Source organism: Desulfuromonas sp., from assembly GCF_002868845.1.
Taxonomy (GTDB): Bacteria; Desulfobacterota; Desulfuromonadia; order Desulfuromonadales; family BM501; genus BM501.
Window position 1 is genome coordinate 102,703 of sequence record NZ_PKUB01000016.1, and the last position, 26,724, is coordinate 129,426.

A 26,724-nucleotide genomic window follows, 5' to 3' on the forward strand; every position below is an offset into this window, starting at 1 on the left:
TCCCACCTTGTGCCTGGATAGCAAAACCCTATGACTGCTATACGTAAAGCATTAATTGTTTTGGACAGTCGTTCCCGCCCTTGGCAGGGGTGAATGGACCCTGTGTGTTAAGCTGGGACCAACTTGCTCTGCCATGTGTTTCCGTCTGGTTCAGGCCCGCGAGATGAAGCGCCCTTCGCGGGTATCGACCTTGATTTTTTGCCCCGATTCGAGGTAGCCCGGAACCTGGATGGCGATGCCGGTTTCCAAAATCGCTTCCTTGGTCTGGGCCGTTGCGGTAGCGTTCTTGATCGCCGGCGCAGTTTCGCTGACCACCAGCTCAACTACCGAAGGTGCTTCTAGGCTGATCACCTGTTCATCATAGACGCCCAGTGTGACTTCAGTGCCATCTAGTAGATAGCCCTTCACTGGCTCGAAAAGGTCTTCGCCCAGGTGATATTGCTCGTAGCTCGAAAGGTCCATAAATACCCCTTCGTCACCATCGGAGTAGAGAAACTGCCCTTTGCGGCGCTCGAAGTCGGCTTCATCGACACGATCTCCGCCTTTGAAGGTTTTCTCCAGAACTTGGCTTGTGAGAAGGTTTCGATACTTGGTCTTGACTAAGGTGCTTCCGCCCCGCGCAGAAGGGGATTGGGAGGTGACATTGAGAACTATGCAGGGGGCGTTATCGATCTGAATGACCAGGCCGCGTTTCAGGTCTGCTGTTGTCATTATTGAAGTCTCCTATTGGGGCACCGAAGGGTGCATCTATTATCTACGGGTTTCTATTGGATTAGTTTTATAGTCTCTTCTCGTCGATCATGCAAGCTACGCTTCGCCGGCCTTCATATTTCGCAGCAGCTCTTCAACCTCGCGGATAAATCCACCTCGGTCCCCTTCGGTTAGTTTCCCCGCTGCTTCTCGCAATAATTCTATTTCTCTAACTTGTCGCGTTAAAGCTTGGAGCCGTCGCTTTTTGGCTGTTATTTCAGTATCCAAGGAATCGGCTTTTGACGCGGGTGTTTTAGCCAAAAGCCGCTTACGTTCCAGCACAACATATGGTCTCAGATACTCAATGCTTGCATGCCCCAACCTTTCGGCAGCTTCCAACAAGATCGTGTCTACATCTATCGCTTCCCAGCCGGAGCCTTCTTTGATGATGTTGTCAATTTTTTGCTGAATGAACTTGGTAATGAATTTAGCTCGAAGGTCATGATTGCGTGCGTCGACACCCGTCTTGCGGAACGCTTTTGTGACATATTTGGAGAACGTTTCAGAATCAAGAGGCTGGCCAGTCGTTTTGGACAAAAACACTTCCTCGGGTTCGTGATATGCCCCGCCTTTCTTTTTTTTGCGTTCGACGAGCTGTGCTCTTTCTCACTCGATATATTCACGAGTGGAAGTTAGCAGATCTGATTGAACGTAGATAAAGCGCTCCTTGCGACCCTTTCCTTTCAGCAGGAATTTATGATGATTGTCGGCGTCCTCTAGCGCATCGATGTCGTCGAACGACGGAACGTCTTCAACTTTAATTTTGCAGATTTCGAAAGCGCGAAGTCCGGTCTGCTCAGTCCACTGCGACATGATCTGGTCACGAAAACTACTCAGCTTCGCTTGCATTTTACTGGTCTGGTCTTCTGTAGGAATAGTTCGCTTGGGAGCGCGGATGTTCTTATACAAAAGGGGACTGCTGTACTTTAGGTCCTTATACGGACTGTCACTCCTTGGATCATATCCTTTGACATCTAAAACTATCTGAGGTCGGAAATGGCCTTCTTCTTCCCATCTTGATGGGCCGATCATATCCTCTCTAACTTTGCCGTTTTTATGACACCACCAATAGAAAGCGAGAATAGTCATGAGGCGGCCGTTTATCGTCCCCTCAAAAAGCTCTTCACCTTTTTGTTTGTGCGAAATTCTCACGCCTGAACGCTGGAGGTTTCTGAAATCTCTCAAGAAATCGTCATCAACGTCCTTCCAGTCTCTGCCTTCGTTCGATAGGTGCTCCCAGAACATTCTCATGTGGTCTGCATATGTGGAGAGAGAAGAAGTCGGTCTAGTCTCGGTGACTTTGAGATACCTAAACCACGACACTAGCTCCCATACGACCTGGTTGTGGCAATCAATGATGATGGGAATGCCACTTTGGGGTAGCCTGTTGATGATGCAGGCATCGTTTGTATAACGAATTATCGGGTACGGTCTTCGTTTCCTTTTGAATTTTAATACCCTGGCCACGATCAGCTCCCCTGTGCGTGGGGTTGGTCGAAGGCATTTCTAGAGTATGAATGCACTTCTAACTTAAGGAGATGGCCCAGTCCCACCTGTCGTTTATCGGCGTGGGCCTCTGATCTGACCGCATTAGCTGCAGCTTCAATGTCACCTACTAGGACGACTTGCTTAACTCCACGTGTGATTGCGGTATATATCAAGGATCGATCGAGAAGGTTTCCCTTTCTGATCGGAATAATGACACGCTCAAACTGGCTTCCTTGCGCCTTGTGGACAGTAATGCTGTACGCCAATTCACACGAGTCCAGATCTTCGGCGTTGAGTTCCTGGGCGCCTGTATCGAAGTCAACCTCCATGCGTGGACTATCAGTTTCGGGTGCGGGGTCTGAGGTTGAACCATAGGCGTTGGTGACAACACCGAGGGACCCGTTGAACAGATCACGGTCCCAGTCGTTGTAAGTGAACATCACCTTGTCGCCTTCACTGAAACCTGAATCGATCCACCTCTCCAAAAAGTAATCCACGTGGTTGTACCAAACAAGAGCTTTGCGACAGCCAAGCGCATATTTTTCGTGGAAGGCCTCGTTAATTCCCACTGTCCCACAAGAGTCTTCTCCGCGGGTCGCTGACAGGATCTGAACGTCCTCTTCGCTGTTTCCGCCCAGTTTTTCGTAAAGGTCTTCAAGAATGCCGTTTTGGTATTTGCCCTCTTTATCGAAAGAGCCTAGCAATGCACTGCCTGGGGCTGGAATAACACTGACGCCGACTCCTTTCTGGCCATCAAATTCAGGTAGTTCTGGCCACTCGCTTCTCCTGATGGCGTCGGCGACCGCCGGGATGCCTGTAGCGCCATCCTGTCGGTACACTTTGGTTAATTCAACGGTCGGAAAAATGCCACGGAAATCTTTTGTCAACAGATGGAACACCTTGCCTGGACCGATGGGTGACAACTGCTCTGCGTCCCCGACAAAGACCAGGCGACAACCAAGGGGAACCTTCTTGACGATACGGTAGGTCAGCGGTAGGTCTAGCATCGAGGCCTCATCGATGATAATTGTCGGCTTTCCGTCGAAGTCTTGCTCTTTGCTCAGAAAACCGGCGATGGTGATCGCATGGCGCTTGGTTGTTGTTGCCATACGTCGAGAGGCCCGACCGCTAAGGGCCATTTGGATCACCCTACCCCCAGCATCCTCAATACATTTATGAAGACATGTTAAAACTGAGGTTTTTCCTACACCGGCTCCCCCAGTAATGACTGACACCTGGTTCTCTAGGGCGAGTTCTACGGCTTTTTTTTGTTCATCCCCTAGGTCGTACCCTTCTTCGCCCTCAAATTCTCGTATAACACCCCTGATTCGTTCCTTATTCGCCGCATTCTCCCCAAATAATTCGTACTGCTTGATCTGAGCGAGCGCCGCCAATCCTTCCGCGACGGCTTTTTCCATGAGGAAGGCCCCCCTGGCCTGCCAGAATCGGTCATTGGTTAGGAATGCCCGTGAAGCAAAATTCTCCTTCAGGGTGCGCTCAGCGAGTTTTTCATTGCCAAGCCTCTTTTTGAGTTCATCGAAAAGGGTGTCCCTGTCAACAATCGTTGATTTCTCATCGTACTGGCAGAAGAGCGAGTCAACGATTGCGGCGTGCTGGCGCCTTACATCATCAGGCGGAATCATGAAGACGGACCGGGCAATGCCGTCGACAAGTTTCCAACCCTTTCTTTTCTTGTTGTCTTTTTTTTTCTCGTAGCTGTTTGTGAAGGCGACTAGCCGATAAGGGTCGGCCGTGACAATTTCCTTGGCTTTGTCACCCCAGCACTCATATATTTTGCGTCCCATACGCACGCCCATCTTCTCTCCTGCACGGAGCGAATCCAGCCAAGACACAACCTCGCCATAACCCATCTCGGCCCATGCTTCAATAGCTGTTCGGGCGACCTTCTCTGCGTTGCGGACCTCAGCCACCATCATGGCGTCTTCAAGCGCATGGAAATCGCCTGAGTTTAGGATGTCATGGAGATCTGTCCCAAGGTTCGCCCATAGCCGTTCAGCATATGCTTCGCCTAGTCCAGCGAACCTTGGGTTATGGGTGAGCAGGTCGACAATGTGATCGCCGCGGGGACGGAAGAGGAAGGCCTGTTGAGCTGTAATCTGCTTTTTGCCTTTATAGGTTTCCCAGGAACCGATGATGCGCCATATCTCGCGATCGTTGACACATGATTCGCGGCCAATGGCTTTGTAGTCAGCCCGGACAGTGATGGTTTTGCCTGTCGTATTGAGGTCTTTATCCAAGGTCTCCGCAAGGAAGATTGCTCCTTTGCCCACAACCCCACTCCTTGGCCATGTGAGTCTTTTTACGCGAAGTAAAACATCGACCATAGCACCCATCAGCAAGTTCATATGATTTGTTCGGTACAGAAAGTTATTGGCTCTGTTAGCGCATTGAGTTGGCAGTGTAACTAAGCGGAAACTAAAGACCTTTCGTCGTTACGCTTTTTGCGTTACGCAAAAAGTGTAACGACAAGAACGAAAATCTGTTTCGCGAACAGAGCTAAATCATCTGTCTCAATCCCATGGTAACCTGATGTTGCCGTCATTCAGCTCGGCGTCTTTGTAGCCCAGTGTTGCCAGCTTTTCATTGGCTTCATCTCGCTCCAGAGTTAGAGTCGCATTTCGTTGCTCAAGTTTCAGAATGCGGTTGTTTAGATCGCGTACCCGCTGGTCGTCCCCCCCAGATTTCCTGGAGTTTCCGCCCCACTCGGAACCGGACTTACCTGCTATTTTCAAGTCGTAGTCATCGACTAAATTTGCAAAGTCGGAGTCGACCTTAACTCGCTGGCCATCAACAGTTTTTGTCGCCTTCTGAAAGGCTGAACGTGCGAAGCCACACTCTTGCGCAACCTCGTCTCGCTTGATCGTTCCGTCAGCTTTCAGAGGTAGGTCGCCATTGCGGAGGCCTTCCTCTAGTCGCTCCTTTAGCTTCGCTAGATTCTGCGCCTTGATCTCTTGCTTCGATAGGCCTTGGGGCTTATTGCTCATCATTATCCTTTCCTCCCCTGTGGGATCGAAGCAGAGTGGTATTTTTCAGGGAACGTATTTAAACACTTGCCCGTTGTAGATCCTCTTCCATTTCCTTGTATCTGCGCCTTAATCTATCGTTTTCGCGATCTAAACTTTCATTTTCAGCTTCTACCATGACAACTTGGTTCTGGAGGTCTTGGGTAAGAGTTTCCTCGGCCTTTAATAGCGCCTTCAGCTCTTTCACGACATCTGAGGTTTTAGTGGTAGAAAGCCTATTGAGGGCCTTTATCAGCTCTACGGCCTGTTTTACATGCTTAACGTTCCATTCTTTATTCAATGAAGCGGGTGAACCTATTTTGAAGATTCCTTTGATGGTTTTACCGCGCACTTTCACTTCCAATTCGGGATCATGCCAGACTCGAAAAGCTTCTGTGCCGGATAAAACTTTCTTGTTCTTCTTAGTTGTCCACCCGGGCCAATTGTAGCCTTCTGGAACCCCTCCTTCATTGAGCCATGTTTTCAGGACAAGCACCTTGTCTTTGATGTGCCGGGTAGTTTGGTCTTTCTTTTCCTGACTGATCTGGGGCGTCTGTCCTGCTTCTCTACGAGCCATTATCTTCCTCCTGCCAGAGGGCGGCGATGCCCCTTCGGAACTTTTTGGCCCTTTCGGACTGCCAGTTCCTCATGAGAGGTGGATTGCTTTTGTTGTTAGCGACCGTCTCGCATTTCAGTGCCTGCATTTCCCAATACTGCCTAAAGCTGTCGTCTGCCAAAAATCTCTCGCAGTGGGCGCAGTTTGCGGGGTCGGAATGACTTAATCGTGTAACCTTTGCCCCATCAACTGACTTTAGGCAACAGGCCGTTTCAATGGGTTCATGCGTCTCGACGGCACAAAAGCCCCATGGCAATGGGACAATGTGCGTCTGGTGCTTTTCTAGGTAGCGTTCGATGCGGCGCTTAACATTTTGTTCGGTCAGAACGACAATCTGCTTGCGTGCAACTGCTGTAAGCTTGTCAATGGTTTTCCCGAATCGCTTTGCAAATTCACCAACATACCCACTACGATGAAACGCTACATCATTTACTATCCGATAGTTTTCTTCTGCATTGGCTTTTTCGAACACTTCGCCGGGCCTTATCTCGGTGACATAATGCATTGTTCTCTCGACTGAAGCATGGCGGAGTTGATTTAGGAGCGCTTCAAGCGACTTGAGACGATCTGAATATCTCCACATATAAAGCATGGCGAAGAATCTCCGGAACTGATGCGGTTTAAAGTCCCAGAAGGAGCCATCATCAAGAGGAGACACCTTCACGAAGGCTGCAAATCCCCTAAGCCCCTTACCCATCTCAAATGTCTTAACGCCATTGTTCTCGCCCTCTTCAGCCCATCTTCCTTGAAACCTAAAAAGGTAGGACTCCCCTGTTTTCTCACGGGCCATCTGGCTGAGTCGTTTAAGAACTTCTACCGCGCGGACAACAACTTTTGGACATGGAGTCTTGTCCCAGTTCTGAACCGTTTTTTCAATCCAGGTTTCGATCCATGCCCCATCATTCTCGAACGATATACAGTCTTCTTTGCTTGTTAAAATCTCTATGTGCCGCCGTGCAGTAAAGGCACCTATTACAATTGAACAAGCTGCGGGAAGAAGGACGTAGAGTGCATCAAAAAGACTCAGCCCATCGGAATGCATAAGCGCCGGATCAACGGGCCAAGGGCTTCCCTTGCCTTGGCTAGTGGGCCTATATTTTGCGAAGGCCTTTCGAATAAAAACCAAGCGCTTTGTAACTAGATGTGGAATGCCTTGATGAGGGCCAAACTTTTCTCTGAATTCCCTTGAGGCGGCATCGTAAATATCTTTAAGAGCAAAGAGATCGTCGCCATAAAAAAGAACCCAGCGGATCGCGCGGTCGATTAATTCTGCTGCCTGTTTCTCTGGGATTGTTCCCGTGCGGGCCCCTTCACGGCCCAAGGCATGAGCCCGTTTTTTAAGCGACTCTATGCTGCCAAAAGGCATAAAAGTAAGTTTGTCGTCGACATATTTCCTGTGCTCCCATAGGTCGAGCCACGCCCAGAGTGTATCTTCAATTGAAGCGCTAGTAATGACTTGTATTTCAGGTGGCTCAGCCATAATCTGAGTTCCATCGGGAAGCGTGTCTAGATACTTTTCCTGATTTGCTGGCTTTATCTTAAGGCCCTGCTCAAGCGCAATTTCGACACCCTTCCACGTGATCAAGGTGTCGGATCTGAGCATGTAGGGCTCACATCCAAACTCTTCACAAAAGCTAGATGCAGCAAAATGGCCTGCCGCTGTAACTGGAAAAGCATCTCCTTGTGATCTGACCTTTTGAACATGTCTATCAAACCGTTCGTGAAGGTTCATTAGTCCGCTGATTCCGTATTTGACTTCGGCGAGAAAATCATCCAAGTCCTTGAGCGTGAGTCGACCGAAACTCTTGATTCTTTTGAGGACCATCCACTGGACGAGACTTATTAGCTTCTGTACTTTGCCTTTATGAGTAGCTGGTGATGTGATGTTCGAATACGCCCTGCTTCGCATGTGGTAAGCAATCAACTGCAAAGATTTAAGGAAGGAGGCATTCTCTGGGTCGGTCAAATAGGTTCCGTCTGAGAGTAGTTGCTTCCAGCGGATTTTCTGCGGGCGGAGCGGCGAGCCAACCTTGTTCCCCAATATCCACTCGTCACTATGTAGGGCGCTGGCTAGCCAGGCCGGCTGTGCTAGTGTGTCAAGCCATGGTCGTTGGCTTCTGTTTAGGTGTTCGTCGGCTGCCGGAAAGGGCAGAACTTGTGCGAGATTTGTGTTGTTGTTTGACATTGCGTTCCCCCTTAGATGGCAGATGGTATTCCGGCGAACTTTGCACCTTCAACTTCAGTCAATGCTTCTTGGTAAACCCCTGACGTCCCCCCCTTCATCAATTTCGCCAGGGCAGTGTCGTGCAAGGTCATGTAGGGAAGCCAGATATTCTCCCAGTCAGCCGGAGAGGTCGCTGCCAGGTCGTCACTATGTTCCTGTAGATACTGGCTAAATAAGATCATGTCTTTTATGTTTTCAACGGTCGCGGGAATAAACATGCTTTTGCATGAATGGCAGCTTTCTAGTTTGTCGCATTGCGTACCTTCTTGTGTCCCTGGCTGCACTCCTGCTTTCGGGTTGAGGCACATAACTCCGAGGCCAGTACGGTGAGCTTCACTTAGAGCCTCTTCCCATTTTTCCTTTGACATTCCAAGGGCTTTGTAGCCGTTCTTGATGTCGGTGATCAGAATTGCTTCAAGAAGGTTCTGGAATTTGCGGATCGACTGCACGGCCATGATGCTTTGTGTGTATTTTCGGTTGTAACCGCTCGTCGTGTCCTGATGCTTGTGATTTGCTATCGTTTGGCCCACCAGGAGTCGACCTTCCTTCTTGATGGTTGCGTCTAAGATGATGGTACTTCTGATGAATTCCATTTTCATGGCGATTTTTTCTAGTTCGGAATGACGCTTCAGAAGCTTTTTGAAAGATTTTGTTCGGGTTGCCTTATTGAAGACCCGCATTGGTTTTGATGGATAGAGACGGGAGATGAAGAGATGATTGTGGACCTTGTCAAGGCCGCTATCCCTGTGGGTGCCATATGCTTCGCTTTGAAAAGGTCCGGTCGGCCCATGTTTTGCCATTCGCCGCAGCCGTGAGGTCATTTCCTCTATCATTTCAATGGCCCTTACGCTGCTGATGCGGTTTCTGTCGTTTACTTGGACAATCTCCTGAATGAGGGCATGACCTGCTCTTGGTTTCCAAGTAGAGAGGATTTTTTCATTTGGATCGTCCGTGTCTTGAAGGCATGGGTATGGAAGATCGTTTATGGAATCAACATTGCCTCCTGTGTCAACGAGCAAGATCACCATGGCGGCGACGTACGCATCTTTGTGAGGCTGCATCATCGGGAGAATGTCCGTTCGGCTTGCAACGCTCATGAAGAACTCTTTATTGAAGCTGTGCAGCTCCCAGTGTTGGCTGGTCGGAAGGATTCCATTCCAACGATTCTCGATTAAGCAGAGGTAACGTGAGAGGGCAACGTCTTTTGGAGTTTCCTGGTTTCTATAAAGGATTCTGGCAAGCTTTGTGTTGGATCTGTTTGAGGCCTGAAGCCACTCTTCAATGAGGGGGAGGATGCCTTTTTCATAAGAAAGGTCGCAGGACTTGAGGAGTTTCTGTCCCGCCTGGTAGGTCTCGTACCATTTTAGGAGTTCATCCTCGGCGCATCGCCTCAAGCTGGAAAGGCGCTTTTCGGTGAGGTCGGCTATATGCTTGAGATGTTCTTCCTGCGATGCCGTAATGTCAAAGCCGTCGGCTGCCAATGTTTTTAAGAAGTCATTTTTTGTTGCCTCTACTATTTCATCGCTACTGACATTCTTTTCTAGCAGGGGCTCGACAATTTTCTTTAATTCCTTCTCCGAAAAGGTAGTCGCGGGAACCTCTGCGAGGCTCTTCTTGGGGCGGTTGTTTTTATTGGCTTTCCAGCCCCGGCCTGGCTGCTTAAGGTCAATTGGCTTTGGGAGTACCCCTTCGCGGTCAAGCGCTCTGAATAGGCGGTTGATATTCCCAAAGTAGTTTTGTAGTACCCCGCCAGTCCACATCCCTGAGTGCAGCACATGCTCACGAAATCGAGTTAGCACCATCTCCATTTCTTCATGATTTGGCTTTTCTCCATCCATTAGCTTTCGACTGATATTTAGATAGCCTGGTGCGCCGTTGCTGGCCTGTTCGATCCAGAACTCAAGAAACGCGCAGATAGAAAAGAATGAATTCTGTGTTGTGGCTTTCGCCTTGCTTTCGAACTCTTTTTTGAAGACCTCTACAATTTCGAGGATCAGCTCACTATCTAGAGGCCTGTACTTTTCAAAAGAATAAAACCGCTTGTGCTTGTCGATGTTGGCAACGTAAGGACTGTTGTCTGGGTGGGTGGGAAGCTTTGCTAAGATGCGATCGACGCGCTCAACGTGACGGCGAAAAGTTTTATTCCATCCGTTGCGACTATTCTTGACATTGATCGCTTTGGCCATCTCGTTAACGCTGAGGTAGCCAAACTGGTTCAGCGGCAACGTTCCTTCTTTTGCGTGCGCACGAAGCCAGCCACGAAGACGCTTGCATATCTCTCGGGACGAGGCGGGAATAGGCCTGAGCTTATTGTGCTGATATTTCAGTTGATTGTCGGCGGCGAATAAGATCTCTTTAAACAGGGCGGGCATTGTGGATTCCTTCATGGGCGCACCGAAGGCCTCAAACATGCCACGTCTGTGTAGTGTTAGCTTTTGACTGACGGTTACTGCTTTGTTTTTTGCGATGTCTTCGAGGTAACCAAAAAGGAGGGGGACAAGTTCGGCGTCCTGCTTGCAGGAGGGCTTTCTTTGATGAAACTGCTTTCTTAGTGCCTCAACATCAATGGTGTACTCCATCCAGAAATCCCTCCAAAAAAATGCATTTTAGGTACAGAAAAAAAGCATGAATCTTTCGTATGGAGACAATAGCAAATTTCGTTAGTGATATCAAGCATTCATTCATGCGAAAGGTTTTCATATGTCCGCAAAACATATACATGAACACCCCGTCATCCCCGGTAGCGTACAGGAACTGCCCCTTGCGCTTCTCGAAATCGGCCGCGTCCACCCGCTCGCCGGACTTATAGGCCTTGTCGAGCACCTGTCCGGTCAGCAGGTTGCGGTACTTGATCTTGACCAGGGTGCTTCCCCCGCGGGCGGAGGGAGACTGGCTGGTGACGTCGAGGACGAGGCAGGGGGCGTTGTCAAGCTGAATGACGAGGCCGCGTTTCAGATCGGCGGTGGTCGGCATGGCTGTCTCCTTCGGTTGAGTTATGCGCTGCCGGGCAAATCTACCATAAAGGGCGGGGCGAGAACAACCGGCCGGGGGACTTTTTCGATGACAATCTGTCCACATCTATGCTTAAATAACGAGTTTTGTTCTCGGAATAATCGTTGAAACCACATAAAAGGAGAAAAGCGTCATGTACAGTTGCGCAGATCTGAAAAAAGGCCTCAAGCTGATGGTAGACGGCGAACCCCACGTCATCGTCCAGTTCGACTTCACCAAGCCCGGCAAGGGCCAGGCCCTCTACAAGTGCAAGCTGCGCAACATGATCACCGGCTCGCTCTTCGACCGCACCTACCGCTCGGGCGAGTCCTTCTCGCCGGCCAGCCTCGAAGAGCGGGACATGCAGTACCTCTACCAGGACGAGTCGGGGTATGTCTTCATGGACCAGAAGACCTACGATCAGGTCACCCTCACCGAGGAGACCCTCGGCGACGACAAGTACTTCCTCCTCGACAACACCGAGGTCAAGATCCTCATGTTCAACGGCCAGGGCATCGGCATCACCCTGCCCAACTTCGTCAACCTGCGGGTCACCCAGTCCGAACCCTGGGTCAAGGGCGACACCGCCGCCGGCAACAACAAGCCGGCCACCGTGGAGACCGGCTACACCCTGCAGGTCCCCTCCTTCGTCGAGGAGGGGGTCCTGATCCAGATCGACACCCGCACCGGGGAGTACGTCACCCGGGTCAAGGAGTAGGCGGCCGATTTCGCCCTCTTGAGCCTCCCCCTTTTCAAAGGGGGACTTCCAATGGAAGACCATGGAACCGAACTGGGCACTCGCCCGCAAGCGGCAGAACCTTCAGAAGCGGGCCCGGATCGTTCAGACGATCCGGGCCTTTTTCGCCGAACGCGACTACCTCGAGGTGGAGACCCCCCACCGCATTCCGGGCAACGCCCCCGAGGCGCACATCGACCCCGTCCCGAGCGGATCCTGGTGCCTGCACACCTCCCCGGAACTCGCCATGAAGCGCCTCCTCGCCGCGGGCTACGAGCGCACCTTCCAGCTCTGCCGCTGCTGGCGCGAGGGCGAGCGGGGCGCCAACCACCTCCCCGAGTTCACCCTCCTCGAATGGTACCGGGCCGGGGCCGACTACACGGCCCTGATGACCGAATGCGAAGCGCTCCTCGCCGCCCTCCTCCCCGGGGGGAAAGCGACCTGGCAGGGCCACGCCATCGACCTCGCCGCCCCCTGGCAGCGACTGTCGGTCCGCGAGGCCTTCGACCGCTACGCCCCCATGCCACTGGACCGGGCTCTCGCCTCCGAGCGCTTCGAGGAGGTCCTCACCGAGTACGTCGAGCCCCGCCTGGGTCAGGGCCGGCCCACCTTCCTCTATGACTATCCCCTCGAGCTGGGCGCCCTGGCCCGAACCAAACCGGATGATCCGACCGTGGCCGAACGCTTCGAGTTGTACATCGCCGGGCTGGAGATCGCCAACGCCTTCTCCGAGCTTACCGACCAGGCCGAGCAGCGCGAGCGCTTCATGCAGGACGAGAAGAGCCGCCGCGCCGCCGGCAAGAAACCCTACCCCTTCCCCGAAAAGTTCCTCTGCGAACTGGAGGCCATGCCCGAGGCCGCCGGCATCGCCCTCGGCGTCGATCGCCTGGTAATGCTCCTGACCGGGGCCGAGGCCATCGACGAAGTGGTGGCCTTCACCCCGGAGGAGCTGTAGGGTCGCGGCCCCCGTCGTCTTCCCCCCCCTGAAAGCCCCTGAAGAGACCCTTTCACGACAAGCGAGGGGCCGGGCGGAACCCGGTTGCAACGGACAAAAAAGAGGCCGCGCCCATCATGGCGCGGCCTCTTTTCGATGCGATCTAAGTTAAGGGTTATTGCCGTCTGCGCCGAAGCATTCCGCCCCCTGCCGCGACCGCGGCCAGCAGCCACCAGCCGTCGAGAATCGGCACCCGCGCCGGCTCCGATGCTCCCGCAGCGGTTTCGCCCGGAGCACAAGCGCCGTCGTCGACCCGGTAGTTCTGGTCGTTGTCGAGGCCGTCGCAAAGCTCGGGAGCATTGGGGTAAACGGTGTTGTTGCTGTCGTCTCTGTCCTCATCGTTAAGCACATAGGTTCCGGTCTGAGGCGGCGAACAGGTCTCGATCGGCAACGCACTGTGATCCCCGTAACCGTCGCCGTCACCGTCGATGAAGTAATTCAGGGGCTCGCACATGCCGGCCATAAGCCGGTCGATGTTCAGCGTCATCGCATTGTTCGCTTCCTCGAACTCCTGCAGAGCGTTGTTCTGGTCAACCTCGATGATCAACGTGTAGTTGGCATTCGCGATCTGATTGGCGGTCAACGGACCGATCTCGATATCGGTCGAATTATACGGCTCAAGCACCCCGACCGACCCGCTGGTGATCGTGCCGCTCTCGGCCCCCCGGAGCACCCAACCGGTCGAGGACGCATCGACGGCGCCCTGGTTGATGACATCGAAGGTCACGTAGTAATTGTCGCCGATCTTCTCCCAGTCGGCCGTGGCGATGGTCAGGTCGGGCTCCAGGAACGAACTGGTCAGGGTGTTGTTCAGGCGGTCGCTGTCCTCCAGCGCCAGATCGGGGTCTACCAGCACGCTGATCTGCAGGTTCGTCACCCCGGCAGGTATCGTCCAGTCGAGGGTTACCACTTTTGCCGCGCCGGGAGCCAGAATGCCCTCGGCAACGACGGTGTCGATCAGGTTGGCCGGATCGGGACTGCCGTTATAGAAGGCGACAATGACGTCCTCGGCACCGGTATCGCCGATATTCTCGATCTGTGCACCGAGAGTGACCGGCGTGCCGGGAAGCGGGTTGGGCGGTGTCATGGCGATGCCGTCTTCGGCGACGCTCAGGTTGCTGCTGATCTGGTGCTCGAGCATATACAGGCCCGTTGTTCCCGCTTCGAAAGAGTTTACGGTCAGCGTGTCGCCACCACCGGTCACAACCTCCTCGGAAATCTTGACCATCTCGGTCCGATTGTAAACGCTGAACAGGGTATCGTCGACAAAGGCCGCGGTAATCGCCTGTTCGATTTCCGGATCAGAGGTCAGTTGGCGCGGGTGACCCCAGACATCGAGGATCGGGTCGTAGAATATCGTCTTGATATCCGACGAGGGCATGTCGGGTTCGATTTCTGATTGTGTCGTCTCCGCCCAGACGAGAGCAATCTGCCCGGTGCCGTTCGAGGCGAGCTTAAAATCGGCCAGGTTGGTCGTATATTCGTCGGTGCGAATAACGGAACGGTTGGCAAAGTCGAAGTTGGTCACTCCACTTACTTCGTTGCCGCGCAACCATGCCATGACGACATCACCTGTCGGGTCGAAAGCCAGCTGCGGATTATCGTCGGCCAGAACGTCAGAGGTCAACTGAACCATCTGGTTCCAGGCGCCGCCGTACTCGAGATGGAAGAGTTCGTGGTCTTCGACCGTCGCACTGTTCCCGTCCGTATCCATGGTCAGAACGATATCGGCCCGGGTGCCGTCATAGACCACATCGTATTTAACAATGTAGTTCGGGACCGTCGCCACCACCTCGGGTGCGCTCCAGTCGGCACCGTTCCACCAGGCAGCCATGATGGTGTTGGGGGCGACACCGCTGCCCTGAATGTCGTTCTGATCGTTGGCGATCCAGATCAGGAGAAGATCGGCGGCGAAACTTCCTGCCAGTTGAGGGGTGCGATCCAGAATGCTATTGGCCGTCAAAGTCTTTTCCGGCCCCCAGGTCTGCGTGGTCGGATTGTAGACGGATGTGGAGATTTCCATGTTGGCAGTCACGTCCTCGAGTTCAGGAAGGGTCGTATTGTCAATCACGGTGCTCAGGTCTTCCCAAACCGCCATGACTGAACCGTCGCCCGAAGTGAACAGGTTTGGATGAAAGTCAGCGGTCCCGTCGTCGGCAATCGCCACCGGAGTCGACCAGGCCGAACCGCTCCAACCGGACCAGACCAGCTCCGTCCGGTTGGGAGCCAAAATCGCACCGACGTCCCGCGCCGGGTCATCGTACAGCCAGGCGAGATCGAGATGTGAACCGCCGGCAGACAAGGTTGCCTGCGAGCGAGGATAGATAGTCGTCTGGATCGGCGTTAGAGAAGGACCGCTATCCCCGTCACCCAAGGCCTGCACCTTCGGAATCGTTCCCCCATCGAAGACCGCATAGTCGGGGCGCACCAAATAATTTCTCGCGATCAAGCTCGGCCCGCGTGCAGGCGTCATCCTCAAAGGAGATGCCAGGGGGGGCGAACCGTTGCTTGCAAGTAGGTCGAGCGTTTTGCGGAACAGCTCGACTTCGTAGGAGAAAATCCACACATAAGCCGTCGCGCCCGCGTTGACATACAAAGACGCTTCATTGAGGGGGGGCTGAACGGGGAACTGGAAGCCGATGTCGGCCCCGCCGCCGACCCAACCTTCGAGGGCGGCAACCCCATCGACACCAGCGGCGATCGTACCCCTCAGGTAAGGACCGATATCGAGTTTCCCATTGAACTGCGGTTCGGGCAGCAGGTCTTCAATTCCCAGATTGAAGCCGAGGGCCAAATCGGCCGAGGCCTTGTAGTAGCCGGGAATCGGCGGAGTGACCGGCGTGATAATGACCGTCGGCCAGGTGACCGAAGCGCTTATCGCGGCTTCGACACCGATGTAACCGCCGTAGTTCCAGCTGCAGATCTCATCCTCGAACTCGCCGACCAGGGAGAACGTGGGGGTAAATTCCATCTCCATCCCGGCGACCCGCTGCTTGCCCTTGGCATCTTTCAGCCCCTTTTTCCAGGCATCCTTCAGTGACTCCGAGGGCTCGTCGTCCCCGCCGAAACCAGAACCGGAAAGAACGTATTCCAATTCATTCCCGTCAATCTCACTTTCCACCGTCGGCACGAAATCCAGTTCGATCGCCCCGCCGCTGAAAAGCGGCACATCGCTCGGGATCATGTCCTGGGGAATCATCGCTGTCAGCAGATCGATCGGGCCGGGCGCCCCCTTATACGAAAAGGAGTCGTCTCCCCACAGCGGAGGCGGAACAAACTCCATCGCCGGCATGTACGCGGGCCGGGGCATTATCGAGAACGGCGCCACCGAATTCTGTGTAACGGTGCCGTCGGCACTTACCGCTTGGACATAGAGTTTGGAACAGACATCCAAGTCCCCGACATTGTAACTCTTTGAGGCCGAAGCCAGGGTCGTCACCTGATCTTGCGCGCCAACACCGACGATCGAGGTTCCATTGGACGAGGTGAAATGAACATCCCCTTTGGGATGGACCCCCCACTTGACGTCGACCGTATAAGTCACGTCGTGGTCAATCCCTTCCACGAAATAGGCATGATCGGAATATTTCGAATTGATTACGACAATGGCCATGTTGTCGCCAACGGTCGAATAGAGCTTATAGTTGCGGATCAGCGTCCCGCCCGGGGCAACGCTGATCGCCTCTTCCTGAGTGAAAAACCCCGCCCTTTCCACCTTGATGTTCTGACTGCCGCCAGGCACGGTCATCGAATAGAGACCGTCCGAACCGGTGGAGGAAGAGGCCCCTGCAACGGATACTGTTGCGCCACTCAACGGGGCGCCGGCGGAATTTAAAACCCGGCCCTGAAGCGTCGCCTCCGACTTTACGAAAATCGCGTTGATCGAATGAGGCCTGTCGATATCGCTGAATGTGTAGGACGTCACGGCACCGATGGGTCTTCCGTCAACAACGACGTCTTTGAGCAGGTAACCCGAATCGGAGCTGATCACGTAGGTCTGCGAGGTCCCGTAGACCTTGGTCACGCTGCCGGCAGGGAAGATGGCACCATGGGCCGACGCGCTCGAGGTCAGCACGTAGCGGCTGGCCTCCACGTCGAAGGTCATGAAGTACGAATTTTGGCTGAATTCCGTCCCGTCAAAGACCCGGAAGGCGAAGCTGTCGTATCCGACCCCGGACTCGTTGGGCGCCGGGGTGAAGACCAGGCTGCCGAGGTCGTTTGCCGAGACAACCTGGTTGACGCCAACCGCCGAAGATCCCAGGGAGAGGGAGCCGTCCGCCGGCAGATAGGTGACCTGGATGCCCTTGAGCACATCCCCGTCGATGTCGTTGAAGGCGAAGTCGCTCCCGGAGAAGCGGTAGGGGGTGTTCTGCGTGGTCTGGACCGTGTTGCTCGCCGAGGTCGGCCTGTCGTTGGTCGGCGCGATAGCCAGGCGTACCGCAACGGCATGGATCGATGCGTCCGAAGCGTCCTCCACCCGGTAGGCGAAATCCTGGTCCGCAGTGGAATTGGCCACCGGTTCGAAGATGACCCGGCTCTGGGAGTCCGTCACCACGGTCGGGACGGAGGTAATCATCGCGCCGGGGCTGGTGCCGTTGGAGGCCTGGTAAAGCTGACCCAACTGGGGCAGTGCGGTAATCGTCGCCGAGAGGCTGTCGCCTTCGGTATCGGCACCGGCCAGGGCAACGGTCACCCGGTTGTCCTCGAGGCCGTTGACCACGACCTTGCGACTGGTCATCTGGCCGGCGACCCAGTCGGACGCTGACATTTGGCCGCCGAGGGTGCCGTCGTTACCGTCGCCGGACAGGTCGTCGATTTTGAAACCGGTCGCCTCGTCCATCGGCCAGTAGCCGACCAGGTTCGCTTCATCGCCCGCCAGGGGCTGGTTCATGGTCCGGCGTATTTCGGTGACCGTGCGCGGGACGCTCCACAGCCGGACTTCGTCAATCGCGCCGACGAAGGGCTCGAAATCGAGCTGCCCCGAACCGGAGTAGGTCAGACCCATGGTCAGGTTCTGGCCGGACGCCAGGGGGTTGAAGGCGTTGCCGGTGGTGCCGACCGAAACGCCGTCGACGAACACCTCGCTGTCGGAACCGCTGTCCACCAGGGCGATGTGATACCACTCCCCTTCCGTCGTCGCGAAACCGACGGTATTGAAGCTGGTCCCGTTCCACAGCCCGATCGCGGTGGCGGAAAGGTGCACGCTGTAGCGCGTCTCGCTGCCGGAGAAGCCGCGGTTGGCGAGGACGCAGGTGTTGCCCACGGTCGGCCCGCGCTTGACCCAGAACTCGATGGTGCCGTCCGCAAGGTCGAGGGAGGCATCAGGCGCCACGAGGACATGGTCGTTGATCCCGTCGAATTCGAGGGCGGAGCCGAGGCCGATGCCCGCGACCGGGGCGTCGTTGACCGCCGTGACCGACACGCTCAGATCATACGCTTCACTGGTCGCCTGGCCATCGCTGACTTCGACCGGCACCGTCAGGGTGCCGCTGAAATCCGGCACCGGCACGATCGTCGCACCGTAGACGTGGTAGTTGCTGCCGGAGAGGACGGTCAGGGTGAAATCATCGGGCCAGGTGCTGTCGACATCGCTGACGGTCACATCGTCCAAGGTAATCGCCAGTGGCGTGTCTTCCGGAGTGCCCAAGACGGACTGCCCGGTCAGCACCGGGGTGTCGTTGACCGCGCCAATGTTCAGCGCGAACGTGTCGCTGGCCGTGTCGCTCCCGTCGGAGACCGTCAGGGTGATCGTGACATCGCCCGTCTGGTTCTTTTCCGGGGTGATCGTCACCGTGCGGCTGGCGCCGCTGCCGACGACGACAATTCCGGCGTCGGCAACCAGTGCCTGGTCGCTGGAAGACGCCGTCACGGTCAGGCTGCCCGCCGCCGTCTCGATATCACCCACGACAAACCCGATCGGGCTCGTAGCGGTATCCTCCTGCGTGGACTGGTTGCCGACATCTGTAATGGTCGGCACGTCGTTGACGGCGTTGACGGTCACGCTGAGGTTGTAGGAATTGCTGTCCGCCGTGCCGTCATTGACCTTGACCGGCACCGTCAGGGTGCCGTTGAAGTTCGCCGCCGGGGTGATCGTGTTGCCGCTACGCGTGTAGTTGCTGCCATTTTGCACCGCGAGGGTGAAACCCGTCGGGTAGCTGTTGTCCACGTCGGTGACGTTCAAATCGCCGAAAACGATCGTCCGCTACGCGTCCTCGCCCACGGTGATCGCGCCTTGGCCCGTTACCGTCGGCGCGTCGTTGACCGCGGTGACGGTCACCACGAAGGTGTCCGTCGCCGACAGGCTGCCGTCCGATACCGCCAGAGTGATCGTTGCGGTCCCGGTTTCATCGCTCGCCGGGGTCACGGTCACGCTGCGACTGCCGCCGCTGCCGCCGATGGCGAGGTTGCTGTTCGGCACCAGGGTCGTGTTGCTGGAACTCGCCGTGACGGTCAGGCTGCTCGACGCCGCCTCAATATCACTCACGACAAACCCGATCGGACTCGTCGCGGTATCTTCAGGCGTAGACTGGTTGCCGACATCCGTAATGGCCGGCACGTCGTTGACGGCATTGACGGTCAGGACAAAGGTGTCGCTCTGGGTGTCGAGGCCGTCATCGACCGTCACTGTGATCGTCGCACTGCCGAACTGATTGGCCGCCGGAATCAGGGTCAGGGTCCGACTGGTGCCGCTACCGCCGAGCGAAATGTGGCCATTCGGGACCAGCGCCGTGTTGCTGGAACTGGCCGTCACGAGCAGGCTGGCGGCTGCCGACTCGGTGTCGCCCACGATGAACGAAATCGCACCCGTCGCAACGTCCTCGGGCGTGCTCCGGTTGGCGATGTCGGAGATCGTGGGCAGGTCGTTCACCGGACCGACAGTCAGAACGAAGCTGTCATTGGTTGAATCGGTCCCGTCCGAGACCGTCACCGTGATCATCGCGCTGCCCGACTGATTGGCTGCCGGAATCAGCGTAATGTTCCGGTTTGCACCGCTTCCACCAAGGCTGATATTGCCGTTAGGAACCAGCGCCGTATTGCTGGAACTGGCCGTTACCGTCAGACTTGCAGCAGCCGTTTCCACATCGCCCAGGGCAAACGGGATCGGCCCCGCGGTCACGTCCTCGGGTGTGCTCCGGTTGGCGATGTCGGTAATCGTCGGCACATCGTTCACGGCATTGACCGTCACGCTCAGGTTGAAGGTATTGCTGTCCGCCGCGCCGTCGTTGACCTTGACCGGCACGGTCAGGGTGCCGTTGAAATTCGCCGTCGAGGTGATCGTGTTGCCGATGCAGGTATAATTGACGCCGCCGAGCACCGCGAGGCTGAACCCGGTCGGGTAGCTGTCGTCCACGTCGGAAACGCTCACATCGCCGAACACAATCGTTCGTGACATGTCCTCGTCCAAGGTGACGGCGCCCTGGCCCGTAATCGTCGGGGCATCGTTCACGGCGTTGACCGTCACGCTCAGGTTGAAGGTATTGCTGTTCGCCGCACCGTCGTTGACCACCACCGGCACCGTCAGGGTGCCGGTGAAGTTCGCCGCCGGGGTGATCGTGTTGCCGCTGCGCGTATAGTTGCTGCCATTTTGCACCGCGAGGGTGAAACCCGTCGGGTAGCTGTTGTCCACGTCGGTGACGCTCACATCTCCGAAGACGATCGCCCGAGAGGTATCCTCGTCCAGGGCGATCGTGCCCTGCCCGGTAATCGTCGGCGCATCGTTCGCGGCGTTGACCGTCACGCTGAGGCTGTAGGTATTGCTGTCCGCCGTGCCGTCGTTGACCACCACCGGCACCGTCAGGGTGCCGTTGAAGTTCGCCGCCGGGGTGATCGTGTTGCCGCTGCGCGTGTAGTTGCTGCCATTTTGCACCGCGAGGGTGAAACCCGTCGGGTAGCTGTTGTCCACGTCGGTGACAGTCAAATCGCCAAACACGATCGTCCGCGGCGCATCCTCACCGATGGTGATCGCGCCCTGGCCAGTGATCGACGGCGCATCATTGACCGCGGTGACGGTCACGACAAAGGTATCCGACGCTGACAGGCTGCCGTCCGACACCGTCAGGGTGATCGTCGCGGTCCCGGTTTCATCGCCCGCCGGGGTCACGGTCACGCTACGGCTGCCGCCGCTGCCGCCGATGGCGATGTTGCCGTTCGGCACCAGCGTCGTGTTGCTGGAGCTCGCCGTGACGGAGAGGCTGCCTGCAGCCGTTTCCACGTCAGCGACGTCGAACGCGACCGGACCGACCGCAGAGTCCTCGCTGGTCGACTGATTGCAAACGTCCGTGATCGTCGGTGCGTCGTTGACCGCGGTGACGGTCACGACAAAAGTATCCGACGCCGACAGGCTTCCGTCCGACACCGTCAGGGTGATCGTCGCGGTCCCGGTTTCATCGCCCGCCGGGGTCACGGTCACGCTACGGCTGCCGCCGCTGCCGCCGATGGCGATGTTGCCGTTCGGCACCAGCGTCGTGTTGTTCGAACTCGCCGTGACGGAGAGGCTGCTGGCCGCCGTTTCCACGTCCGCAACGCTGAACGCAACCGGGCCGACCGCCGTGTCCTCGCTGGTCGACTGGTTGCCGACATTCGAGACCGTCGGCGCGTCGTTGACGGCGTTGACGGTCACGCTGAGGTTGTAGGTGTTGCTGTCCGCCGTGCCGTCGTTGACAACAACCGGCACCGTCAGGGTGCCGTTGAAGTTCGCCGCCGGGGTGATCGTGTTGCCGCTGCGCGTGTAGTTGCTGCCGTCTTGCACCGCGAGGGTGAAATCCGCCGGATAGCTGTCGTCGGGGTCGGTAACGACCAGGTCGCCGAAGACGAGGGTTCTGGAGGTGTCCTCATTGAAACCGATGGTGCCCTGCCCGGTGATCGTCGGCGTGTCGTTGACCGCGCTGATGGCAATGCTCAGGCTCGCCGGGTCGGCAGACAGTCTCCGCCCGTCGTACGCCTTGTAGCTGAAGCTGTCGCTTCCCGTCGCATTCAGGTTCGGCTCGTAGATGACCCGGCCGGCCGCGTCCGAAACCGTCTGCTCGGAGGTGATCTGAACGCCCTTGGTCGTACCGTCGCTGGTCTGGTAAAGCTTGCCCACTGACGGCAGTGTCGTGATCCGGTACGAGACGGTTTCCAGCTGGCTGCTGCCGTCGTTGTCGGCATCGAAACCGCCCAGGGTCAGAGTGATTGCCGTGTCCTCGACGGTCGAGCGGGGCTGCGCCTGGTAGCCGCTCGTCCAAGCAGCGCCTTCGATGACGGCGTCGTTGGTTTTGACCGAGCGATCGAGCGTCAGGGTGCAGAGGCCTTCTTCGAACGGCCAGTAGCCGACGAGGTTGTTTTCATTGCCCTTGAGCGGGTTGAACCGCGCCGCCTGAATCTCCGCCAGGCTTTTGGCAACGTTCCAGATCCGGACCTCGTCGATCAGGCCTTTGAAATGTTCAGACCCGTTTCCTACGCCCCATGAGGAGGTGCCGATCCCATGCGCTCCACCGGGACCGTAATAGGTGATGGTCCCCGACTGGCTCTGGGTCCCGATCTCGACGCCATCGACATAAAGACGCTTGGTCGCCCCGTCGTAGGTCGCCGTCACGTGGTGCCAGCTGCCGTCGGTGAAGTCCGCTGCTGTAATCGGGACATCGAGTTCCAGATATTCGGCCGACGTGTGCAACCCGAAGGAGAGGATCGTCCCTTTACCCTGGAACGACAGCAACCAGTCCGGAGAACCGGTAGCGGGATTCTGCCGTACAATTTCGTAGTAAGTATTGGTGGTGATATCCGTCGGCTTGATCCAGGCTTCGAGGGTGAATTTGTCGCCCGCCATGTTGATGGGCGCAGCAATCACCCTGTCATTGACCCCGTCGAAAGAAAGCGCTTTGCCGAGACCTGCATTCGGCGACGCTAACAGGTAGGCCGTCGCATCCGCGCTCATACCGGAGACCGATGCAGCGCCTTCCTCGGCGTACTGGACCTTGAGCTTGACCGGACCGGCCGGCACCAGGGTGACGTAGACTTCTCCGGCCGACAGGTTGGCCTTGCCGATGTCGGCGGAGCCGCCAAAGAGCGGATCATTGGCGTAGCCCCCTATCAGCAAACCATTTTCGACCGGCTCGCTTCCGTTCAGGCCGACACCGAAGCTGACGTTGGACAGTGCGCTGTCGGTGAGGTTGATGATAAACAGGTAGTCATGGTCAGGGTAGGAGGATTCGTAACCGGTCGGCCCGACATCGGTGATGACCACCGCGACCTTCGGCAGCCCCGGCTCGGTCGACGCGGACAGCTGCGGGAAATCCGCCCGGGTCAGGTTGGTCGGGCCAAAGGCCTCAGCCCCACCGGGAAGCCCTGAGATCAGGGGCGTTTCGACAGGGCCTGAAGCATCCTTCAGAAACGGGTTCGTTGCGGTCGGGCCACTCGTCGGAACCGTTGCCGCGACGCCGGTTTTCGTACCGGAAAACGTGGTCCCAAGACTGTCGCCCACGATGAGTCGACAGCTTGCGCCCGCGTTGCCTCCGGTTCCCCCGGTAGCGTTAACCGTGCCTCCGGCGGATGCCAAAACACTCGCAACGAGTTTGACCGACCCGCCTGCGCCGCCGCCGCCTGCGCCGCCTGCGCCGCCGGGACCGCCGTTACCTCCCCAACCGCCTTTCCCGCCAGAGCCACCGTCTCCGCCGTCGCCGGAGCAGCATTCCCCGCCACCTGCTGAGCCTCCCGAGCCCGCTACACCATCCAAACCGACATCACCTGCCGCGTTTCCTCCGGGTGAGCCGCTGGCACCGTTACTGCCCTTGACCTGCACCTCACCACCGAAGGTCAATTCACCAAGTACCAACAGGCTGATCGCTCCGCCGCCGTTGCCGCCCTGGCCGCTGATGCCGCCATCGTCGCCACCGGCACCGGAACCGCCTGAGCCCCCATGACCTCCACTGCCGCCCGTGCCACCGGGGCCGGTCCAGGTGCCGGCACCACCGCCGCCACCACCGCCGCCGCGACCGCCGCCGCCCTGGCCGCCAGCACCGCCGCCACCGCCGGTGCCGCCGGAGCCTCCGCCGCCGCCGGCACTTAATGTCTCACCCGTACCGGCATTCGTGCCACCGCCGCCGGATCCGCCATTGCCACCGAGGCCACCGCTTCCTGCGGTATAACCCGCCTCACCGGTAGTTCCGTTATAACCATTTTCCCAATTGACGCCATTGACGCCCCCGCCACCACCGGCACCACCATTGACGGCTCCGCCACCTCCGGGGCCACCGCTTCCAGGGGAGCCAGCAGCCCCACTGGCACCGCCACCGGCAGCGGTCATTTGATTTCGCTTGCCGCCACTACCGCTGACCCCAGGCTGACCGGAGCCACCTGAAGCTCCGGTAACGCCACTACTCCCATTTGAACCGGCCCCGCCACTGCTACCCGGCCGGGCACCTGTCCCTTGTCCTCCCCGCGCGCCGCCGCCTCCTCCACCTCCATAATTGGTATTCCCGGGTGTCCAGTCAGCGCCAATGCCAATAGTCGTTACCGCACCACCGCCGGCACCGCCACCCGGCCCAGGAGTGCTATCGGTGGCAGAAAAATCAACCAATGCCCCGACCGGAATCGTCGCATCGTTGCCGACCACCATTTCAGCCATCCTGGTCCCGACCCCCTTGAGGGTGTCCCCGACCGGAACGTCGAAATCACCGTGGATGTAGAAAGTGGTGACATCCCCCGAGGTAACCGCCGTGAAGGGAACGCCATACACCGTCGTGCCGCTGCCGCCGATGGTCTTATTGTCGGTGTGAATGATCATCTCTGCCGCGAAGCCTGTCCCCTGGAACAGCAGAAGCATCACGAGTGTGACCAAACTATTCCTCCAACAACGGCCAGATTGGCCATAAAACATTCCGCCAGACATTTCCCCCTCCCAAATCGTTGTTCTGCAGGCGCTATCTGTAATCGACCCAAACCATTTTGTTTCAGCCGCCCTGTCGAAGATCCCTTGATCAGGCGGGCATGCATTTGTTCCAGAAACCGAACAGGGGCGCTGCTCTATAAACCCACCCCCCTATCAGGTGTTTCCATCGACAAAATATTGTTATACCCAAAACAAATGCCTCACTGATGCAAAAAATAAGCCACGGCTAACTAGAGGCGCCTTAACAAGCCAGACCACCCCACTCCCCCCCACCAAGCGGGTCATTTCCCCCACCCTTTGGGCGATTTGGCCCTTTCTTTTTTCCATTTAAAGTTTTCCTTTTCCGCACGATCGGGGGAGAGGACAGATCCCCCCGTCCTTGCCTCCCTGCTCCACTCAGCCCATCGCTGATGGCAACAGGATGTGTTTTCTCTTTTGTCGGACCAAGGCTTTTCTTACCGCTTCCACCCCACCGCCCCGCAGAACAAAGCACGTCGCTCGTGGGCTCGCCGCTCCCTTGACCAGGGTCCAAGGATGTCATGGCCTCTCAAAACTCGGTTGATTCCACAGGAAATCAAGATGATGCCTTGCGCAGCACAAAAAAAAGGCGGACCGTTTCGGGTCCGCCTTTCTGGTTTTAGGGAAAAGCCAATCTCAGAGATACAACAACAAAAAGACGAGCGGCACGGCGAAACCCGCAGCCGTCAGCCAGGCGCCGCGGCCGGAGATCCCCTTTTTGCCTCGAATGACGAAGAGCCCGGTCAGGGCCAGAAGCCCGAGGGCCACGGCGTAGATGTCGGCCACCCAGGTCCACAGCTTCTTGGGATGGTTGAGGTGCAGGAAGTTCATCTCCCGCAGCACCGGGCGCCCTTCGGCCCTTTCGTGGCGGACCGCGCCGCTGCGCAGATTGACGGTGACGGCCCGCTTCTCGATGAAAATCTGCAGGGTCTCCGGGTCGGGACGGAAGCTGCCGGTGTGGGTCTCGGTCTCCCCCAGGCGTGCCAGGATGCCGGCGACGACCGCGTCGGTGACCCCTTCGGGCGTCGCGACAGGCCCGATGTTGGTTTCCACCGTCTCGACCGCGTAGCTGGGGTTCCAGTCGGCGATGTGGTTGACCGCCACGCCGGAGACGGCGTAGATGACGGTCAGGCCGAAGCAGAGATAGCCGAGATCACGGTGGAGGATGTTGTTCCACTTGCGCCAGTTCATGACCGGTGGCGCGGGCCTACTGGTCGATGGCGGCGCCGAGGCCGCGGATGCGGTAGACGGTCTCTCCGCCGGTCACCGTGGAAGGATCGAAGGTCTCCCCCTTCTCCTCGGCGAGGTGGCGCTTCCAGCCGATGACCTGCTCCTTGGAGAGCTTCAACTCCTGGACGACCCCCTCGACGGTCGCCTGCCGGCCTCGGGCCTCCATGGGAAAAACGATCTCGCCGTCGGTGACCTTGACCTGGATTTTCTCGAAGGGACGGTCGCTGGCCAATTCGATCCAGCAGCCGCGCTTGGGACAGACCTCGACCACGGTGCCCCGGACCTTGACCGTCTTGCCGATAAAGGCTTCGGGGTGTTCGAGGATCTCCGAGACCTTGGAGGTCTCGGTCAGGGTGATCCCCTTGCCGTAGGTGCGGGCCTCTCCGGCGAAAGCGGGGACGGCGAGGAACAGGGCGACAAGGATGAGCAAAAACAATTGCCTCTTCATAACGACTCCTTCGTAACTGCGTTGAATATTGTCCACCCGGATTCTACATTAGAGCAGGGGAAAGGGTCAACGGATTAGGCCGGATATCCGTCCCCCAACTCGCGGAATGGGGCGACCCATCGGAACGGGGAGCCCTTCGAGTCCGCACTCGATGTCTCCCTCACTCCCTTTCCGTTTTCTCTTTCACCGCAGCAACCACTGCATCCTGCAATCCCTCCCAGCCGGCCGGGTCCCGAACAGTAAATTCCTGGTTCATCTCGATCTCGATCCCCAGGTAGGACTCGGCCGGCAGCTCCCGGCGCAGGGTGGTGACAAGGGCGTCGTATGTGCCACGGTAGGG

14 protein-coding genes and 2 pseudogenes are annotated in these 26,724 nt (G+C 57.0%); 2 read left to right on the forward strand and 14 right to left on the reverse strand.

Annotated features, from left to right (window positions below; translation table 11 throughout):
* Positions 1-150: 150 nt before the first annotated feature.
* The 9 genes and pseudogenes from C0617_RS04860 to C0617_RS17020 form a co-directional block, all read right to left on the reverse strand.
* Positions 151-714: an elongation factor P gene (locus C0617_RS04860; protein WP_363324405.1), complete on the reverse strand. Its 564-nt coding sequence runs from the start codon at positions 712-714 to the stop codon at positions 151-153.
* A gap of 93 nt (positions 715-807) precedes the next feature.
* Positions 808-1,287: a hypothetical protein gene (locus tag C0617_RS04865; protein WP_291315887.1), complete on the reverse strand. Its 480-nt coding sequence runs from the start codon at positions 1,285-1,287 to the stop codon at positions 808-810.
* 69 nt (positions 1,288-1,356) lie between these two features.
* Entirely contained in the window at positions 1,357-2,001 is a 645-nt protein-coding gene (locus C0617_RS04870) for a hypothetical protein (protein ID WP_291315888.1), read from the reverse strand.
* A 218-nt stretch (positions 2,002-2,219) separates the two neighbouring features.
* On the reverse strand, positions 2,220-4,529 hold the full coding sequence (locus tag C0617_RS04875; RefSeq protein WP_291315889.1) for an AAA family ATPase: 2,310 nt from the start codon (positions 4,527-4,529) through the stop codon (positions 2,220-2,222).
* A gap of 240 nt (positions 4,530-4,769) precedes the next feature.
* Positions 4,770-5,246, reverse strand: a complete 477-nt coding sequence (locus C0617_RS04880) for a hypothetical protein (protein ID WP_291315890.1) — start codon at positions 5,244-5,246, stop codon at positions 4,770-4,772.
* 55 nt (positions 5,247-5,301) lie between these two features.
* Positions 5,302-5,838, reverse strand: coding sequence for a hypothetical protein (locus C0617_RS04885; RefSeq protein ID WP_291315891.1), 537 nt, complete (start codon positions 5,836-5,838; stop codon positions 5,302-5,304).
* The gene (locus C0617_RS04890; RefSeq protein ID WP_291315892.1) at positions 5,828-8,062 is read right to left on the reverse strand and encodes a hypothetical protein; all 2,235 of its coding nucleotides are present in this window, start codon (positions 8,060-8,062) and stop codon (positions 5,828-5,830) included. Before C0617_RS04890 ends, C0617_RS04885 begins: the two co-directional genes overlap by 11 nt.
* A gap of 11 nt (positions 8,063-8,073) precedes the next feature.
* Positions 8,074-10,680, reverse strand: a complete 2,607-nt coding sequence (locus tag C0617_RS04895; RefSeq protein WP_291315893.1) for a hypothetical protein — start codon at positions 10,678-10,680, stop codon at positions 8,074-8,076.
* Positions 10,681-10,819: 139 nt separating this feature from the next.
* Positions 10,820-11,074, reverse strand: a pseudogene (locus tag C0617_RS17020) (elongation factor P); the annotation flags it as partial.
* Positions 11,075-11,246: 172 nt separating this feature from the next.
* On the opposite strand from C0617_RS17020, the gene efp reads away from it, so the two are divergent.
* Both efp and epmA read left to right on the forward strand, forming a co-directional pair.
* Positions 11,247-11,810, forward strand: coding sequence for an elongation factor P (efp, locus tag C0617_RS04905; protein WP_291315895.1), 564 nt, complete (start codon positions 11,247-11,249; stop codon positions 11,808-11,810).
* Positions 11,811-11,871: 61 nt separating this feature from the next.
* Complete coding sequence (epmA, locus tag C0617_RS04910) at positions 11,872-12,783, forward strand: EF-P lysine aminoacylase EpmA (protein ID WP_291315896.1); 912 nt, start codon at positions 11,872-11,874, stop codon at positions 12,781-12,783.
* Positions 12,784-12,937: 154 nt separating this feature from the next.
* On the opposite strand, the gene C0617_RS04915 is transcribed toward epmA, so the two are convergent.
* The 5 genes and pseudogenes from C0617_RS04915 to C0617_RS04935 all read right to left on the reverse strand — a co-directional run.
* The gene (locus C0617_RS04915) at positions 12,938-19,003 is read right to left on the reverse strand and encodes a tandem-95 repeat protein (protein WP_291315897.1); all 6,066 of its coding nucleotides are present in this window, start codon (positions 19,001-19,003) and stop codon (positions 12,938-12,940) included.
* 21 nt (positions 19,004-19,024) lie between these two features.
* Entirely contained in the window at positions 19,025-24,637 is a 5,613-nt protein-coding gene (locus tag C0617_RS04920) for a tandem-95 repeat protein (protein WP_291315898.1), read from the reverse strand.
* A gap of 705 nt (positions 24,638-25,342) precedes the next feature.
* On the reverse strand, positions 25,343-25,897 hold the full coding sequence (locus C0617_RS04925) for a PepSY-associated TM helix domain-containing protein (RefSeq protein ID WP_291315899.1): 555 nt from the start codon (positions 25,895-25,897) through the stop codon (positions 25,343-25,345).
* A 16-nt stretch (positions 25,898-25,913) separates the two neighbouring features.
* Positions 25,914-26,384, reverse strand: a complete 471-nt coding sequence (locus C0617_RS04930) for a DUF4920 domain-containing protein (protein WP_291315900.1) — start codon at positions 26,382-26,384, stop codon at positions 25,914-25,916.
* Between the two features lie 160 nt (positions 26,385-26,544).
* Positions 26,545-26,724, reverse strand: a pseudogene (locus tag C0617_RS04935) (N-formylglutamate amidohydrolase); the annotation flags it as partial.